Source organism: Pseudomonas sp. LTJR-52, assembly GCF_003691465.1.
Lineage (GTDB): Bacteria > Pseudomonadota > Gammaproteobacteria > Pseudomonadales > Pseudomonadaceae > Chryseomonas > Chryseomonas luteola.
In genome coordinates this window covers 2,140,013-2,155,470 of record NZ_CP033105.1, presented here as the reverse complement: position 1 = coordinate 2,155,470, position 15,458 = coordinate 2,140,013, and the positions used below count along the sequence as shown (strand labels likewise).

General features: G+C 54.4%; 15 protein-coding genes and 2 pseudogenes. 7 read left to right on the top strand and 10 right to left on the bottom strand.

Annotated features, from left to right (window positions below; genetic code table 11):
* Window positions 1-24 precede the first annotated feature (24 nt).
* The 4 genes from EAW52_RS10065 to ttcA form a co-directional block, all read right to left on the bottom strand.
* Window positions 25-642 (bottom strand): C40 family peptidase, encoded by a 618-nt coding sequence (locus tag EAW52_RS10065; protein WP_372238888.1) that lies wholly within the window; start codon window positions 640-642, stop codon window positions 25-27.
* Between the two features lie 97 nt (window positions 643-739).
* Window positions 740-1,501 carry an NAD-dependent protein deacylase gene (locus tag EAW52_RS10060; protein WP_122042296.1) on the bottom strand — a complete coding sequence of 254 codons (762 nt, stop codon included), beginning with the start codon at window positions 1,499-1,501 and terminating at the stop codon, window positions 740-742.
* Entirely contained in the window at window positions 1,501-2,172 is a 672-nt protein-coding gene (locus EAW52_RS10055) for a DNA-3-methyladenine glycosylase I (RefSeq protein ID WP_122042295.1), read from the bottom strand. The genes EAW52_RS10060 and EAW52_RS10055 overlap by 1 nt, the downstream gene beginning before the upstream one ends.
* A 16-nt stretch (window positions 2,173-2,188) precedes the next feature.
* Entirely contained in the window at window positions 2,189-3,013 is an 825-nt protein-coding gene (gene ttcA, locus EAW52_RS10050) for a tRNA 2-thiocytidine(32) synthetase TtcA (RefSeq protein ID WP_019366962.1), read from the bottom strand.
* Between the two features lie 100 nt (window positions 3,014-3,113).
* On the opposite strand from ttcA, the gene EAW52_RS10045 reads away from it, so the two are divergent.
* Together EAW52_RS10045 and EAW52_RS10040 are read left to right on the top strand one after the other, a co-directional pair.
* Window positions 3,114-3,725 carry a DNA-J related domain-containing protein gene (locus EAW52_RS10045; RefSeq protein ID WP_122042294.1) on the top strand — a complete coding sequence of 204 codons (612 nt, stop codon included), beginning with the start codon at window positions 3,114-3,116 and terminating at the stop codon, window positions 3,723-3,725.
* 88 nt (window positions 3,726-3,813) lie between these two features.
* On the top strand, window positions 3,814-4,314 hold the full coding sequence (locus EAW52_RS10040; RefSeq protein WP_019366960.1) for a SprT family zinc-dependent metalloprotease: 501 nt from the start codon (window positions 3,814-3,816) through the stop codon (window positions 4,312-4,314).
* Between the two features lie 51 nt (window positions 4,315-4,365).
* Here EAW52_RS10040 and EAW52_RS10035 read toward each other — a convergent pair whose 3' ends face one another.
* Window positions 4,366-5,697: a dicarboxylate/amino acid:cation symporter gene (locus EAW52_RS10035; protein WP_010794754.1), complete on the bottom strand. Its 1,332-nt coding sequence runs from the start codon at window positions 5,695-5,697 to the stop codon at window positions 4,366-4,368.
* A gap of 386 nt (window positions 5,698-6,083) precedes the next feature.
* Here EAW52_RS10035 and EAW52_RS10030 point away from each other — a divergent pair, with 386 nt between their 5' ends.
* A complete protein-coding gene (locus tag EAW52_RS10030; protein ID WP_122042293.1) occupies window positions 6,084-6,794 on the top strand; it encodes a 4'-phosphopantetheinyl transferase in 711 nt (236 codons plus the stop codon).
* 43 nt (window positions 6,795-6,837) lie between these two features.
* On the opposite strand, the gene EAW52_RS10025 is transcribed toward EAW52_RS10030, so the two are convergent.
* The 5 genes and pseudogenes from EAW52_RS10025 to EAW52_RS10010 all read right to left on the bottom strand — a co-directional run bounded on the left by EAW52_RS10025 (window position 6,838) and on the right by EAW52_RS10010 (window position 10,475).
* Window positions 6,838-7,053 carry a hypothetical protein gene (locus tag EAW52_RS10025; RefSeq protein WP_074824126.1) on the bottom strand — a complete coding sequence of 72 codons (216 nt, stop codon included), beginning with the start codon at window positions 7,051-7,053 and terminating at the stop codon, window positions 6,838-6,840.
* Between the two features lie 192 nt (window positions 7,054-7,245).
* A complete protein-coding gene (locus EAW52_RS10020; protein ID WP_019366957.1) occupies window positions 7,246-7,857 on the bottom strand; it encodes a tRNA-uridine aminocarboxypropyltransferase in 612 nt (203 codons plus the stop codon).
* Window positions 7,858-7,914: 57 nt separating this feature from the next.
* Window positions 7,915-8,865, bottom strand: a pseudogene (locus EAW52_RS26805) (methyl-accepting chemotaxis protein); the annotation flags it as partial.
* Between the two features lie 333 nt (window positions 8,866-9,198).
* Window positions 9,199-9,480 (bottom strand): annotated as a pseudogene (locus tag EAW52_RS26800) (PAS domain-containing protein); the annotation flags it as partial.
* Window positions 9,481-9,575: 95 nt separating this feature from the next.
* The gene (locus EAW52_RS10010) at window positions 9,576-10,475 is read right to left on the bottom strand and encodes a LysR family transcriptional regulator (protein WP_019365201.1); all 900 of its coding nucleotides are present in this window, start codon (window positions 10,473-10,475) and stop codon (window positions 9,576-9,578) included.
* A 140-nt stretch (window positions 10,476-10,615) separates the two neighbouring features.
* Here EAW52_RS10010 and speB point away from each other — a divergent pair, with 140 nt between their 5' ends.
* From speB to EAW52_RS09990, 4 genes are all read left to right on the top strand, one after another.
* Window positions 10,616-11,566, top strand: coding sequence for an agmatinase (speB, locus tag EAW52_RS10005; protein ID WP_122042291.1), 951 nt, complete (start codon window positions 10,616-10,618; stop codon window positions 11,564-11,566).
* Between the two features lie 192 nt (window positions 11,567-11,758).
* Window positions 11,759-13,267: a cytosine permease gene (locus EAW52_RS10000; RefSeq protein ID WP_122044765.1), complete on the top strand. Its 1,509-nt coding sequence runs from the start codon at window positions 11,759-11,761 to the stop codon at window positions 13,265-13,267.
* 17 nt (window positions 13,268-13,284) lie between these two features.
* Entirely contained in the window at window positions 13,285-14,010 is a 726-nt protein-coding gene (locus tag EAW52_RS09995; protein WP_122042290.1) for an MBL fold metallo-hydrolase, read from the top strand.
* A 50-nt stretch (window positions 14,011-14,060) separates the two neighbouring features.
* Complete coding sequence (locus EAW52_RS09990; protein ID WP_122042289.1) at window positions 14,061-15,458, top strand: sodium:solute symporter; 1,398 nt, start codon at window positions 14,061-14,063, stop codon at window positions 15,456-15,458.

The window sequence follows — 15,458 nt, the reverse complement described above, 5'->3', positions numbered from 1 at the left end:
ACGCGCTACGCGATCAAAGCCTTGTTAGCGCAATATGCGCTTTCCTTCGAGGAAGCTGACCTTCCAGTAATGGTCTTCGAGACTGTCTACACGAACACCGCCACTACGATGGCTCGAGGAATGAATGAACTTCCCCTCGCCCATGTAAATGGCTGCATGACTGACACGACCGCGGCCGTTGTGATTGAACAGCAGAATGTCGCCTGGCTGCAGGTCGTTCTTGCTGATAACAGGTACATCAAGATTGATGATCTGGCGGGTTGAGCGTGGCAACTGGATACCGGCTTCCTCACGGAAGACATAATTGACGAAGCCACTGCAGTCAAAACCCTTGAGCGAGCTTCCGCCAGTGCGATAAGGCGTACCGACAAGCTCTTCGGCGCGGGTCAGGATGCTATCGGCCAGAGTCGGCATCGGCTGCGTGGAGCCAACCTCATGCTCCCAGCTCAAAGGCTGACGGGAGGCATGACCATCCCCACGGGTAGCTTTGCTGGAAAGCCAATGAATTGGCTGAGCCGATTGCTTGCTTTCAACAGCGGCCGATTGTTCCCGGGCCGGCTTTGAAAGCTGTGCCTGTTCAGGCTTTTGTTGTTGTGGAGCGTTGGCGCAAGCCGCCAATAAAGCAATAAAACTTAGGGGCACGAGGGGTGCTAAGCGAGTCCGTAGCATGGGCACGACCGTGTCATAATTCAAAAGTTGCGACACTTTGCCGTTTACCCAGCGAACAGGCAAGAATTTTTTAATCGGACATGTGACTTAAAATAATCGATAAAACGTCTATGGCCCTTTTTTGGAGCCTGACTGTCACCGATGCACTCAAATCAGTCATGGTTGGATTGATCTCGGCAACAAAACCCCCGTTGTTGAGGGTCTGCAAGGCTGGCTCGATGACATACGGGAAACTGGCGGTAGTGCCTATGAGGAGCACAACGTCATAACCGATAGCATTCTGCTGCATCAGAGTAGATACCGCTCTGGCAGGTAAAGCCTCCTCAAACAGCACGACAGGCGGTCGTAAAACACCCCCGCAACGGTCACACCGTGGCGGCAGGGAATGACCAATTTTATCAGCAACAGGGATATTGCCTGCCTCGCAGGCCGAGCAAAACAGTGGCCCCATTTCGCCATGGATCTCTATGACTCTGTCCATGGGCGACCCGGCTCGCCGGTGAAAACCATCGATATTCTGGGTCAGCACCCAACACTCAGACTTGCGCCGCTGTAACTCGGCTATGGCCTCGTGACCTGCATTGGGTTGAGCGCTAAGACAAGCCCTGCCCAACTCCGCCAGATACTTCCAGCAGACATCCGGACGGTGTCGAAACATCGTACCGGAGAGCGCAGCCTCGATAGGAATGCCCTCTTCGGTTTTTCCGTTATACAACCCATTGAGACCGCGATAGGTAGGTAGTCCAGAGTCTGCCGAAAGCCCAGCACCTGTTATCACAAGAATCCGCTGAGCGCTTTCAAGCGCCTGGGCCACCTGCCGTATCGTGTCCATCAATGATTTACCGTATGCGCGAGCATGACCGAAAGCTGACACAACGGCCGCTTGCTTTCCGCCTGCCATTGATTGAAGGCGGCCTGCATGGCAGCCCGATCACGCTGACTGGTCGGCTCCTTGTCGATAACGTTTTGAGCCTTGAGCGCAGCCACAACGTCCTGCGTAGCGACAAAAGTGTCCTTGCCCGCCATTCTCAAAAAACGCGGTGCCGAAAGCCCTCCCATCTGGCTACCTCGCCTGGATAAAAGCTGCCAGAGTCCCACAATATCCTCTGAGGGCCAATTCGCCAGAAATTGGCCAAAGTCATTCTGTTCCCGCTGGATATCCAGGATGAACTGCGCATTACGGGGAACGCTTTTCAGCTTCCCCAGATGCCGGATCAGACGCGTGTCTTGCATGAGCCGCTCCAGCCATTCGCCACCCATCAGGACGACCTTTTCTGGATCAAAGCCAAAGAAAACCTCTTCGAACGCAGGCCACTTGGCGTCTACCAGGCTGTGCTTGAGACCCGCACGAAATATTCGCCGCGTCATCAAGGACAAATAGCGGTCAGCAGTCACTTGGGCGAGCGCTTCGGCTGATGCGGGCTGGGGTAATACCGCTTCAAGGGCTTTGGAAGAGCCGAAGCGGTTCAGGCAAAACTCATGGAGCCAGGCATAGTCACGCATTGGAGAACACAGTACCTCAGAGATTCATGACATCCAGAAAACGCGGTGTAGCGTCCTCATCGATGCGCAGGTTCACAAAATCGAACAAATTACGGTCGGCCAGCTGCGAAGGAACTACATTTTGCAGAGCCCTGAACATAATTTCGGTGCGCCCCGGGGTCTTGCGATCCCACTCCTGAAGCATCTCCTTGACTACCTTGCGCTGCAGGTTTTCTTGGGAGCCGCACAGGTTGCATGGAATGATCGGGAACTGCTTGAGCTCTGCGTAGGCTTCGATGTCCTTTTCGCTGCAATACGCGAGCGGACGGATTACGACATTGCGTCCATCGTCTGCCAAAAGTTTAGGCGGCATTGCCTTGAGGGTTCCGCCATGGAACAAATTAAGGAAAAAGGTCTCTACTATGTCGTCCCTGTGATGGCCAAGCGCCATCTTGGTCGCTCCAATTTCGTCGGCATAGGTATAAAGCGTTCCGCGGCGCAGACGCGAGCAAAGCGAGCATGTCGTTTTGCCTTCAGGAATCTTTTCCTTGACGATCGAATAGGTGTCCTTTTCGATGATGTGGTAAGCCACACCGACGGATTCGAGATAAGCCGGCAGTACGTGTTCGGGGAAGCCTGGTTGCTTCTGGTCCATATTGACCGCAACGATCTCGAATTTGATAGGCGCGACCTTTTGCAGGTAAAGCAACACATCAAGCATGGTATAGCTGTCTTTACCACCAGACAGGCAGACCATGACCTTGTCGCCATCTTCGATCATGTTGAAATCGGCGATGGCTTCGCCAGCCAGACGTCGCAAACGTTTCTGGAGCTTGTTCTGATTGACAGAAAGGGTGCTCATGGATGAATCCAAATCAGGAAATGCACGAAAAGAACTATTTTACGCGTAAAGCACGGTTTCCCCTACCCTGCTCTGTACAACCCGCTTATCGGTATGGGCTATGAGTGCTTTTCAACCAGCCCCGAATGAAACGCTCATTCATCAATTGCATGCATTGCTCAAGGCGGCCCCTGCAGGGTTATCGGAATACGATGTGATTCAGCGCCTGAGAGCGGACCGGTCACCCTTTGTGCCTCAAGAGCCGCTGCTGGATAAACTGGTACTGTTTCGCACGCACTTCGTCTTGTTCAATGCCTTGTATACCCTGCGCGATCGACTATGGTCCAATGCCAGCGCCCATCTTGAAATCCACGCGCTACGCATTCAGCTACAGGATTATCGCCGTGCAAAACCCGGCCTGATCGTAGCGGATCCTTTGCGCAGCTATTATCTGGATCTCGAACAGCTCGACACGACCACGCTGGAAGACGTAGAGGCGCTGCTGGAGAGCTTCTGGACTCGCCAGAATGATGAAGGTGGCATCAAGTCTGCCTTTGCGTTGCTGGATCTGGACGAGTCTGCTTCATACTCAGCCATCCGCCATCGGTACCGACAGCTGGTTAGCCGTAACCATCCAGATCGTGGAGGCTGTACCGCAACTCTGCAGTCACTCAATGGGGCAATGGAAGCGCTCAGGCGACATCATTTGCGTAATGAGAGCATCAATCAGTAATTAGCTGTTTGGGCTGCTTGCCGGTAAGCGGCCCACTTAGGCAGCCGATGCGCTTTGACGCATAATAGGCTCGATACGGAGAAAGCGAATGTCTCAAGCCTTACTCGCTCGTGTCGAAGACTGCTATCAGCTGGCCGAGCAATTTTTCAAAAAATCGTTTATTCGCCCCGACGTGAGCCTTCGCCTACGAGGACAGAAAGCCGGGGTTGCCCATCTGCAGGAAAACCGCCTGCGCTTTAACGAGGTGCTCTACAGGCAGAATCAGGAGCATTTTTTAAAGCATACCGTTGCCCACGAAGTGGCCCATCTGGTAGCTCACCAACTATTTGGCAGTCGGATAAGTCCGCACGGCAAAGAGTGGCAACTCATCATGCAGGGGGTATACGGTCTGCCACCAAGCAGATGCCATACCTATGCAATTGAGCGTCCGGCACGGAAGGTCTACCTCTATCGGTGCGGCTGTTCGGAAAGCCCTTTTTCCTTTACCGCGCGCCGACATGGACTGGTCAAGAAAGGGTATCGCTACTCCTGCCGTCGCTGTCAGAGTCCGCTGACTTACACAGGGCAAACACGGCTCGACAATGAATGACGAACAAGCAATAAAAAGCCCCGTCTAGGCGGGGCTTTTTATTGGGAGAGATCAAGCCACCTTGTGGGCTTCTTCTTCCTCTATACGCGTCGGGCCATTGGCCAGCTCACGGTGCAGTTGGCCCTCATCCAGCTGGTTACACCATTTAGCAACCACAATGGAGGCGACACCATTACCTACCAGGTTGGTCAGTGCGCGAGCTTCGGACATGAAGCGATCGATACCTAGAATCAGGGCCAAACCCGCAACAGGCAAGTGACCTACCGCGGACAAGGTTGCAGCCAGGACGATGAAACCACTACCAGTTACACCTGCCGCACCCTTGGAGGAGATCAGCAGCACGAGCAACAGCGTGATCTGATGCGTGATATCCATATGGGTGTTGGTTGCCTGAGCAATAAACACAGCCGCCATAGTCAGGTAGATGGATGTACCGTCCAGGTTGAACGAGTAACCGGTGGGAATTACCAGGCCAACCACTGACTTCTGAGCGCCCAGTTTTTCCATCTTGGTTAACATGCGTGGCAGTGCAGACTCGGAGGAAGACGTACCCAGCACGATCAGCAGTTCTTCACGGATGTACTTGATGAACTTGAGAATGCTGAAACCATGGGCACGGCAAATGGCGCCTAGCACGATGAGCACGAACAACACGCAGGTTATGTAGAAGCACAGCATCAACTGGCCGAGCTGAACCAGCGAGCCCACACCGTATTTGCCAATCGTGAAGGCCATGGCACCAAAGGCACCGATTGGAGCCAGCTTCATGATGACATTGATGATATTGAAGAATACGTGAGAGATGCGATCGATGAAGTTGAAGATCAGCTCGCCCTTCTCGCCCAAACGATGCAGGGCATAGCCGAACAAGACAGCAAAGAACAGCACCTGAAGAATTTCACCCTGGGCAAACGCATTAACCACCGTCGACGGGATGATGTTCATCAGGAACTCAATGGTGCTCTGCTTTTCACCAGCAGCCGCGTAAGCAGCGATACCCTTGGTATCCAGAGTGGCAGGGTCAACGTTCATGCCAGCGCCCGGCTGGACAACGTTTACAACAATCAGACCAATGATCAGGGCAATGGTCGACACGATTTCAAAATACAGCAGCGCATAACCGCCGGTTTTGCCGACGGCCTTCATGCTCTGCATGCCAGCAATCCCTGTTACAACGGTACAGAAGATGATCGGCGCGATCACCATCTTGATCAGCTTGACGAAACCATCACCTAGCGGCTTCAGGGCAGCACCGGTATCCGGGTAGAAGTGACCAATCAAGATACCGATGGCAATAGCCACCAGAACCTGAACATACAAGGACTTATACAACGGGGGTTTTGCAGCAAGAGGCACTGCGGTTGCTTCAATTTTAGCTGTCATGGGAGTGATTCCATGGTGCTTACGCTCACATCCTTGCGATACGTCAAGCCAATCGCGTTCTGCCCCTCATCCAGGGAGCTTTTGTTGTGGATTAAGGCCATGCCTTGATCTTGCCATATACAATGCAAGCCATGTGCCACTCCCCCAAATAAAAGAGAACTCCATATTTTTCAAAGCGTTAGCTACTGAGAAGTATGAATAAAGAGGTTCAAGAGGCGGATATTCGCCCAAGGTGGCGGTTTTCCCCCCTGAGGTATTTGGGGGAAAACCGCCACAGCAGAGGTTGGCATTGCCGATAAAAAGCTGATCATGCAACACCTGTCCGATGCCAATGACTGACTGTAGCGTCGCTTGGCGGATGAGATGCAGCGCGGCAGAATGCTTTCATGACTACTCTCTATCCTGGCGATATTCTTCCAACCTTGTACTGGCCGTTTCCAGTTGAGCGACTGGGCGTGGCTCTATACTCCACGCGCTTTATCCCTACCTTGTTAACCGCCGCCGATTTCGACTGCCTTGACATGGCGCTGCCCCCGTCACTGCTAAAGGCCGTGCCGAAGCGGCAGACCGAATTTCTGGCTGGACGATTGTGCGCACGAGCATCATTAGCTGAAACAACAGGAGCCGTGCAAACGCCACACGTAGGGAAAGATCGTGCACCTGTATGGCCGAGAGGCTTCTGCGGCTCCATTACTCACAGCCACGGCTGGGCAGGAGCAGCAACTGCGGCAACCAGGCACTGGCAAAGTATCGGACTGGATGCCGAGACGCTGCTGGCTCCAGGACGCGCAGCGAGGCTGGCCAGTGAAGTGCTGACGCCCCGTGAGCATGAAAGCCCTGATGCTGAAAGCGCCTTTTATGTCACTGCAGTCTTTTCGCTCAAGGAGAGCCTCTTCAAGGCGCTTTATCCGCTGACTGGCGTTCGCTTTTATTTCCAGGATGCCGAACTGGTCGAATGGGATCCATCCGGCTATGCCCGGTTACGTCTCGCCAAGACGCTTTCACCTTGCTGGCAAAAGGGGCGGGAGCTTGAGGCCGTGCATGTGCTTGAAGAGCAGCGCTTTCTGAGCATGATCAGAGTGCCTGCTGGAACCTAATAAAAAGCGGAGCTTAAGCTCCGCTTTCGTCACAACTTGCCCTTCACATCATCATGCTGCGGGCATCGGCTACAGGTGCCGGTGGAATGGGATCAGGTACGGTGGGCTCGCCAGGCTCAATGGGTTGCGATGGCGGAGAAATAGGCTCAGTCGGAACACCAGGCTCAATAGGCTGGTCTCCACCCATCCATACTGGAATGAAGGCCAGAATGGTTTCTTCCTCTTCCACCTGTCGTACGACTTGGATACTCAAGGTCATAGCTTGCTCTCCTACTCGACCGGTTTTACCGGATTCATCCGGGCTGTAATGGATAGAGCCTAGTACGGCCAAGAAATTCATAATTTCTGGTAAGTGGTCGCTTTTGACTGTTTAAAGAGCCCGCACGCTTTGAACGCTTCAGAGCTTCCTTAAAAAGAGCATGCCTAAACGGTATGTCGGACTCATGACAGACTAATGATGATGTCTTTTCAGCGCGTGGTTTTTTGCAAATACCTCTTCACCCATTGCCTCGATCTGGCGCTCGATTAACCTCTCGAAAGGCGCAAGCAGCGCATCGAAACGCTTGGGCGTCTCTAATACGTTCAAGGCCGTGACAATCGCCTCGATGGTCGAGACAGCCCCAGCGGCAGGAGCTTTTCGAAGACGATAACGCGACGAAAGACCGGTCGGCAAGCTGACTCGTGGTAACGCTGCCACGCACGGATTAAGGTACAGCAGCTTGCGTGCCTTTCGCCATGTGCCGTCAGGTATGACAAGCATAGCCTTGCCAGAATGCTCAGCTTTGGCCTTTATATGCTCAAGGCTTTCAGCCTGCTCGTCAGGAAACAACAACCAGGGCGTATACCCTTCCCAACGGGCTTCGAGCCCTTCGAACTGCTCACCAACAAGCAACTCGCTGTTTACCAAACCTAGTGCGGCCAGGCGCGCCGTGTTCAGCGCATGCTGGGTTTCGTCAGGGTGCTGCAGGATCAACAGGCGAGTCGCACTGGAAAGCCTGGGAACAAGCGCGCACAAGCAATGGCTTTCAGGACGCTGGCATGCAGCACAACGTGGGCGTGACATACAACCTCTAGGTAGACCAATAGCAGGTAACAGCCATCAGTCTACCTCAAGCGTTGCCTAGCGATTAAAGCGCGCTGCCAGATCACGCAGATAAACTGCCATCTGCTCAAGCTCACCACCGAGCACGGCACCTTGCTGTGACTGTTGAGTGCTGTGATCGGACAACTCGGCAATGCGGGTGATCTGCTGATTGATGTCCTCTGCCACATGGCTCTGCTCTTCTACCGCCGTAGCCATCTGTTGGCTCATGGCCGTGATTCGCATGACCGCCTGGCTGATACCCTCCAGTGCCTCGCGTACAGCTGCCGTGTGTTCTTCACTCTGCCGTGAGGCCTCTTCGCCCTTGGCTGCTGTAGCCACGGCGCGCTGCGCGCCTGAACGCAGGTTCTCGATGATCTGGTGAATCTGCTGGGTAGAATCACGCGTACGTGAAGCCAGCGAGCGCACCTCGTCTGCGACCACGGCAAATCCGCGACCAGCCTCGCCTGCCCTTGCCGCTTCAATCGCAGCGTTAAGCGCCAGTAGATTGGTCTGCTCGGCAATCGAAGTAATCACATCGGCAACGCTGCCGATCGACTGCGTAGAATCGGCAAGCTCACCCACTGCCTGTCCAATTTCACTCACGGCGCCAGCCAGCTGCCTCATGGAGGCTAAACTCTCATCCGCCACGTCACGACCATGCAGGGCCAGCGACTCCGCCTCGCCAGCAGCTTGAGCCGTCTGGTTAACGTTTTGCGAAACCTCCTGAATGGTGGCAGACATTTCATTGATAGCGGTGGCTGACTGATCGGTCTCATGGCGCTGACGATCAAGCAATTCGGCTTGAGCCCGCGCAAGACGTAACGACTCTGCCGCCTTACTCTGCACGTTGTTGCCTGTATCCACCAGACGCGTCAACGCCGTTTGCAAACGTGACTCCTGGCTTTGCAAGGCGAGGTCCATCTGGCCTGCCGCGCCAAACTGGTTACTGTACGTAGGCGCAACGATGGCGCTGGTAAACATCTTCGGATTGGTCTCGAAGATCTTTTCAATGGTCCAGCGCTGACGCTTGAACTGCCAGAAGGTAATGCCTAGTGCACTGGCAACAATCACACCCGCCTGGGCAAGGTCGTTGAAATAGAAATGACCGCCAAAGATAAAGGCACCGCTGAAAAGCGTAGGCCATGCAATTTTGACAGAATGCTTGATGGCTTCTGTCACCGGTACTGCACGCTTGCCTTCACGCAGCCGTGCATACATGACATCGGCCCGCCGGATCTGATCCGCGGTAGGCAGCACACGTACGGACTCATAGCCCACCATCTGGCCATTTTCCCAGATAGGTGTGACGTATGCGTTTACCCAATAATAGTCGCCGTTCTTGCAGCGGTTTTTGACGATACCCATCCAGGCTTTGCCCTGTTTTAGGGTATCCCACATATGGCCGAATACGCCCTCCGGCATATCTGGATGACGAACCAGATTATGTGGACTGCCAATAAGCTCTTCTCGCTTAAAACCACTTATTGTGACGAAAGCGTCATTGCAATAAGTAATTTGTCCCTTGAGATTCGTCGTTGAGATAAGACGCTCACTTTCCCTGAATGTACGAGCCTGTTGTGTCACTGGCAGGTTTTTGCGCATGGCGGAGAAGCCTTCTTGATTTCCAAATAAGCGGACGTTTAATTAAATGATGGCAAATAGCACTCCTGTTAGTTGTCATCATTTTTTAACGTCAGCTACTTATCGGCACGCCGCATATGAGCTTTAAGAATTCTTTGAAAAGTCTGTATTAGACTTTCGCGATTACGGCCTCGGCGAAATATGAGTGAAAATGGCGCCTGATAGCCAAACATTGCTGGCTGTAAAGCACGTAATCGTCCTTGATTAACCCACGCATGAACATAATGCTCAGGTAAATAACCTATATAAGCTCCTGAAAGAATTAATATTAACTGAGCCTCCATACTTTCAACTGTTGCCGCACTTTCCTTGAACCCATGCCGAGCCAGTTCAGCCTGACTCCAATAGCCTCTTCGGACCATTCTTTGTTGAGTAATAAGTTCTTCGGGAATATGCCTTTCTTTGAATAAAGGATGGCGGTCGCTGCAATATAACCAATGTTGCTCACGATAAAGTGGCTGATACGTTACCCCATTCATTCGCGCAGAAAACGCACCGATGGCCAAGTCCAACCGGTTTTCAAGAATGGCCAGTTGAAGGTCATAAGGACTCATGACCGTCAGATGAATGTGGACTGAGGGGTATTCACCTGTATAAGCACCGATAACATCCGCCAATGACAAGGCAGGCTCATTGGCTAACGAGTCCAGCATCCCCAGCTTGAGCGTACCGCTCAGCTCGCCCTTGAGCGCGGCTGCATATCGCTCAAAGCCTTCGATCTCTCCCAGGATTCTCAACGTCTCCTGATAAAACATCTCACCCTTGCTGGTCAGCCCAAACCCGCCGCGCCCACGATGACACAAGGTGATGCCCAATTGGCTTTCCAACTGGCTCATATAGGTACTGATGGCTGACGTTGATAGATTCAGTTCTCGCTGTGCCGCCGCAAAGCCCTGGCTCTGGACAACAGTCGCGAAAATTCTGAGTAGACGAATATCGTGCAGCGCATTGGCCATGGACAGGATCCGTTGTCTTATTTTTTTCAGCCTATCCGATAGTTTAGAAATCTCTGAACTGATTTTTTGCACGTGCCGATTTTTCAGGCGCTGTTTCCTTCACACAATCGGGCCATCGTTTCGCAGGCAGGAGATCGATTGTGGAGAAAAAACTTCATCAACCGCTGGGTGGTAACGAGATGCCACGCTTTGGGGGCATCGCGACCATGCTGCGCCTGCCTCACCTCGAGTCGCCTGTCGGGCTGGACGCCGCCTTCGTTGGTGTGCCATTGGATATTGGAACGTCACTGCGCTCCGGCACCCGCTTTGGTCCACGCGAAATTCGGGCCGAATCCGTCATGATCCGCCCTTACAACATGGCAACCGGCGCCGCGCCATTTGATTCGCTCTCGGTGGCCGATATTGGCGATGTAGCCATCAATACCTTCAACCTTCTCGATGCCGTACGGATTATTGAAGAGGCCTATGACGGCATTCTTGAGCACAATGTCATTCCGCTCACCCTTGGAGGTGACCATACGATCACCCTGCCTATTCTCAGAGCCATGAAGAAGAAATATGGCAAGGTTGGGCTGGTTCATGTCGACGCCCATGCCGATGTGAACGACCACATGTTTGGCGAGAAGATTGCTCATGGCACCACCTTTCGCCGGGCAGTTGAAGAAGGCCTGCTGGACTGCAACCGCGTCGCGCAGATCGGACTACGTGCCCAGGGTTATACGGCAGACGATTTCAACTGGAGCCGTGAGCAGGGATTTCGCGTTGTGCAGGCGGAAGAGTGCTGGCACACATCGCTCTCTCCTCTGATGGCGGAAGTCCGGGCAAAAGTGCAAGGCGGCCCTGTTTACCTGTCGTTTGACATCGACGGTATTGACCCCGCCTGGGCTCCAGGAACCGGCACCCCTGAAATAGGCGGACTGACCACCATTCAGGCACTGGAAATTATCCGCGGCTGCCACGGGCTTGATCTAGTGGGAGGCGATCTTGTGGAGGTATCTCCCCCATACGACACTACAGGCAACACCTCTCTACTGGGCGCCAACCTGCTTTATGAAATGTTGTGTGTGCTGCCTGGGGTGGTACGCCGATAGCCGCTGTAACGATAAATAAATCCGAGGAGTCCGCAAAGACTCCCGTTTGAGGCAGGTTCAGAACTTGCCTCAGGCAATCAGCCTTCCGGCCTTGCCGTACTGCCGAACACCAACCCGCGGGCCCAGCGCCTGCGGGGATAACAAAAGAAGCCATCGCTCAGTGCAGTGGCCTATAACCGTGTCGAGGCGACCATGGACAACCCTAACGGTATCACCCGTATCGAAACCTTTGGCGTCGAAAAAATCCCGGACGCCGAACGCAACGCTACTCCTTTCGATTTGTTTCGCATGATTTTTGGTGGAGCGAATACCTTCGCTACTGCCGTGTTGGGCAGTTTTCCTATTCTTTTTGGCTTGTCTTTCGAGGCAGGCGTCTGGGCGATTCTTCTGGGCGTCATGACCGGCGCGGTTATCCTTGCGCCCATGGGCTTATTTGGCCCTATAAACGGCACGAACAATGCCGTCTCGTCTGGGGCTCATTTCGGTGTACATGGTCGCATTGTAGGCTCGTTCCTTTCCCTGCTGACCGCTATCGCGTTCTTTTCACTTTCCGTATGGAGTTCAGGCGATGCCCTGATCGGAGGTGCCAAGCGCCTGATCGGTCTTCCTGAAACAGACCTGACGCTCGGACTGGCCTACGGCGTATTTGCCATACTGGTTTTGACGGTCTGCCTGTATGGCTTCCGCTTCCTGCTCTGGGTGAACAAGGTCGCGGTCGTTAGCGCCAGCGTGCTGTTCATGCTGGGAATCGCAGCCTTTGCAGGGCCGTTCGACGCAAGTTATGCCGGCACGCTCAATCCCGGCACAGAAGGCTTTTGGGCAGCGTTCATAGGCTCGGCGCTGGTTGCCATGAGTAACCCGGTCTCCTTCGGTGCCTTCCTGGGTGACTGGGCACGCTATATTCCTCGCCAGACATCTAAGCTGCACATCATGCTGGCCGTAGTGCTTTCCCAGGTCGCAACGCTGATCCCCTTCCTGTTCGGTCTGGCCACGGCCAGCATCGTGGCTGTAAAAGCCCCTCAGTACATCGCTGAGAATAACTATGTAGGTGGCTTGTTAGCCATTTCCCCCAGCTGGTTCTTTTTGCCCGTCTGCCTGATTGCCACCATTGGTGGAATGTCTACCGGCACCACCTCGCTCTATGGAACAGGACTGGACATGTCCAGCGTCTTCCCTCGTGTACTGACGCGAGTACGTGCCACGCTCCTCATTGGTGTTGCGGCCATCGTATTCATCTTTATCGGCCGCTTCGCCGCTAATTTGGTCCAGAGCGTGTCGACATTTGCAGTGCTGATCATTACCTGCACCAGCCCCTGGATGATCATCATGATCATCGGATTGATCAATCGGCGCGGTTTTTACTGCCCTGACGATCTGCAGGTCTTTACTCGCGGCGAACGTGGCGGACGCTACTGGTTCCACCACGGCTGGAACTGGCGGGGCCTGGGTGCCTGGATTCCCAGCGCAGTGGCTGGGTTGCTATTCGTCAACCTGCCCGGTCAGTTCGTAGGCCCCTTAGGCGAGGTGGCAGGCGGAATCGATATCAGCCTGCCCATCACGCTAGGCATGGCCGCCCTGCTCTATAGCCTGCTGCTCCGGCTTTTTTCAGAGCCGATCGAAGTCTATGGCCCTGCCCGGCTCAACGCATCTGCAACACGCGGCAGCCCTGCACTGATCCGCTCCAACGCCAGCCTATCCTGATTTCTGGAGTGACACCTATGAACATTGTCAGCCGAGATCAGTGGTTCGAGGTAAAGCGTGGCGCCGATGGGATCAGTCTGATCCACGAACCTTACATTCGGCCCTTTTACCGCTGCAACCTCTGGCACATTCAAGGACGAGACCGTGATGTTTTGATCGATAGCGGCTCGGGTGTCGTCAGCCTGCGGGAGCAACTTCCCTGGCTGACCGAGCGTCCCTTGATGGCCGTGGCAAGCCATACGCATTTCGATCATATCGCTGGGCATCATGAGTTCGATGAGCGTCTGGCGCACCCTGCTGAAGCCGATATTCTCGCCCACCCCACCCGCGAGAATACTCTGGCGGCCAGATACGTCACGGACGCCATGTTCGAGGCACACCCTGACTGCCCGCTGTGCTATGCCGAATACTGCGTCAAAGCTGCTCCAGCGACTCGCCTGATCGAGGAAGGCGACATTCTTGACCTCGGCGATCGCCACCTGGAGATTTTGCATACACCTGGGCATTCGCCTGGCGGCATCAGCCTATGGGAAGCCGCCACCGCAACGCTATTCAGCGGCGACATTATCTACGACGGGCCGCTGGTCGAGGATGCCTACCACTCGAATCTGGAGGCCTATGCCTTAAGTCTGGAGCGACTTCGACAAATGCCTATCCGCACGGTACACGGCGGGCATTTCCCCAGTTTTTCCGGTGAACGCCTGCGGCACCTGATCGACGGCTGGCTCAAGGCACATGCCTGAAGCCTCTCGTTGCCCAGCTCCTTATTCAACTGATTCTAAAGGAGGCCTTCATGGCCCTGGATATCCTTGTGGTCCTCGCCTATGTAGCTGCCATGCTTTTACTAGGCTGGATCGGCATGCGCCGCGCTAAATCCCATGATGAGTTTCTAGTGGCGGGTCGCAACCTGGGACCTACATTTTACATGGGCACTATGGCGGCTACTGTATTGGGCGGCGCCAGCACGGTAGGTACAGTGCGCCTGGGCTATGTACACGGTATCTCCGGGTTCTGGCTGTGCGCGGCCCTGGGGCTTGGCATCATTATCCTGAATCTGTTTTTGGCCAAACCGCTCCTCAAACTTCGCATCTTTACCGTGACTCAGGTACTGGAACGGCGTTACAACACAACCGCACGCCAAGCCAGCGCCGTCATCATGGTGGCCTATGCACTTATGCTGGCAGCGACCTCGACCATTGCCATCGGTACAGTCATGCAGGTGCTTTTTGGCATTCCCTTCTGGCTGGCCGTCGTGATCGGCGGCGGCGTGGTAGTGGTGTATTCCGCAATTGGAGGGATGTGGTCCCTGACACTGACGGATATCGTCCAGTTCGTCATAAAGACCGTAGGCCTGATGTTCATCCTCCTGCCGATCTGCCTGTACAGGATTGGCGGCTGGGATGAACTCGTTGCTAAGCTGCCTGCCTCCAGCTTCAGCTTTACCGCCATTGGCTGGAGCACGATCGTGACGTACTTCGTCATCTATTTCTTTGGCGTCCTGATCGGACAGGATATCTGGCAGCGGGTATTTACTGCCCGAAATGAGCGCGTCGCCCGCTATGCAGGTACTACCGCAGGCGTCTATTGCGTGTTATACGGACTAGGTGGAGCCCTGATTGGCATGACAGCTAAGGTGCTCTTACCGGATCTGGACAATGCCAACAATGCCTTTGCCGCAATCGTTCAGGCAGCCCTGCCGGATGGCATCCGGGGCCTGGTGATCGCTGCCGCTTTGGCTGCCATGATGTCTACCGCCAGCGCGGCCCTGCTGGCTGCTTCCACAGTTTTAACGGAAGACCTGATCCCGGTATTGCGTCAGGGAAGGCCGCTGACCAATCTCTCGCTCAACCGTCTGTTTACCTTGCTCGTCGGGCTCATCGTATTAGGTATTGCCCTAGCAGTAGACGATGTACTCAACGCGCTGACGTGCGCCTATAACCTGCTGGTTGGCGGCATGTTGATTCCCCTGATCGGCGCCATCTATTGGAAGCGAGCAACCACACCTGCCGCGATCACCAGCATGTTGTTGGGCTGTCTGACGGCACTGATCTTCATGTTCAAGGATGGCCTGGAAGCCAACACGCCCATTTATTTCAGTCTGGCGGTCAGTCTGAGCAGCTTCGTATTGCTGAGCCTTCTGGCTCGCTCCGCTCAACATGCCCTGGCAACAACCGCGCCTGAGGAGATCTAG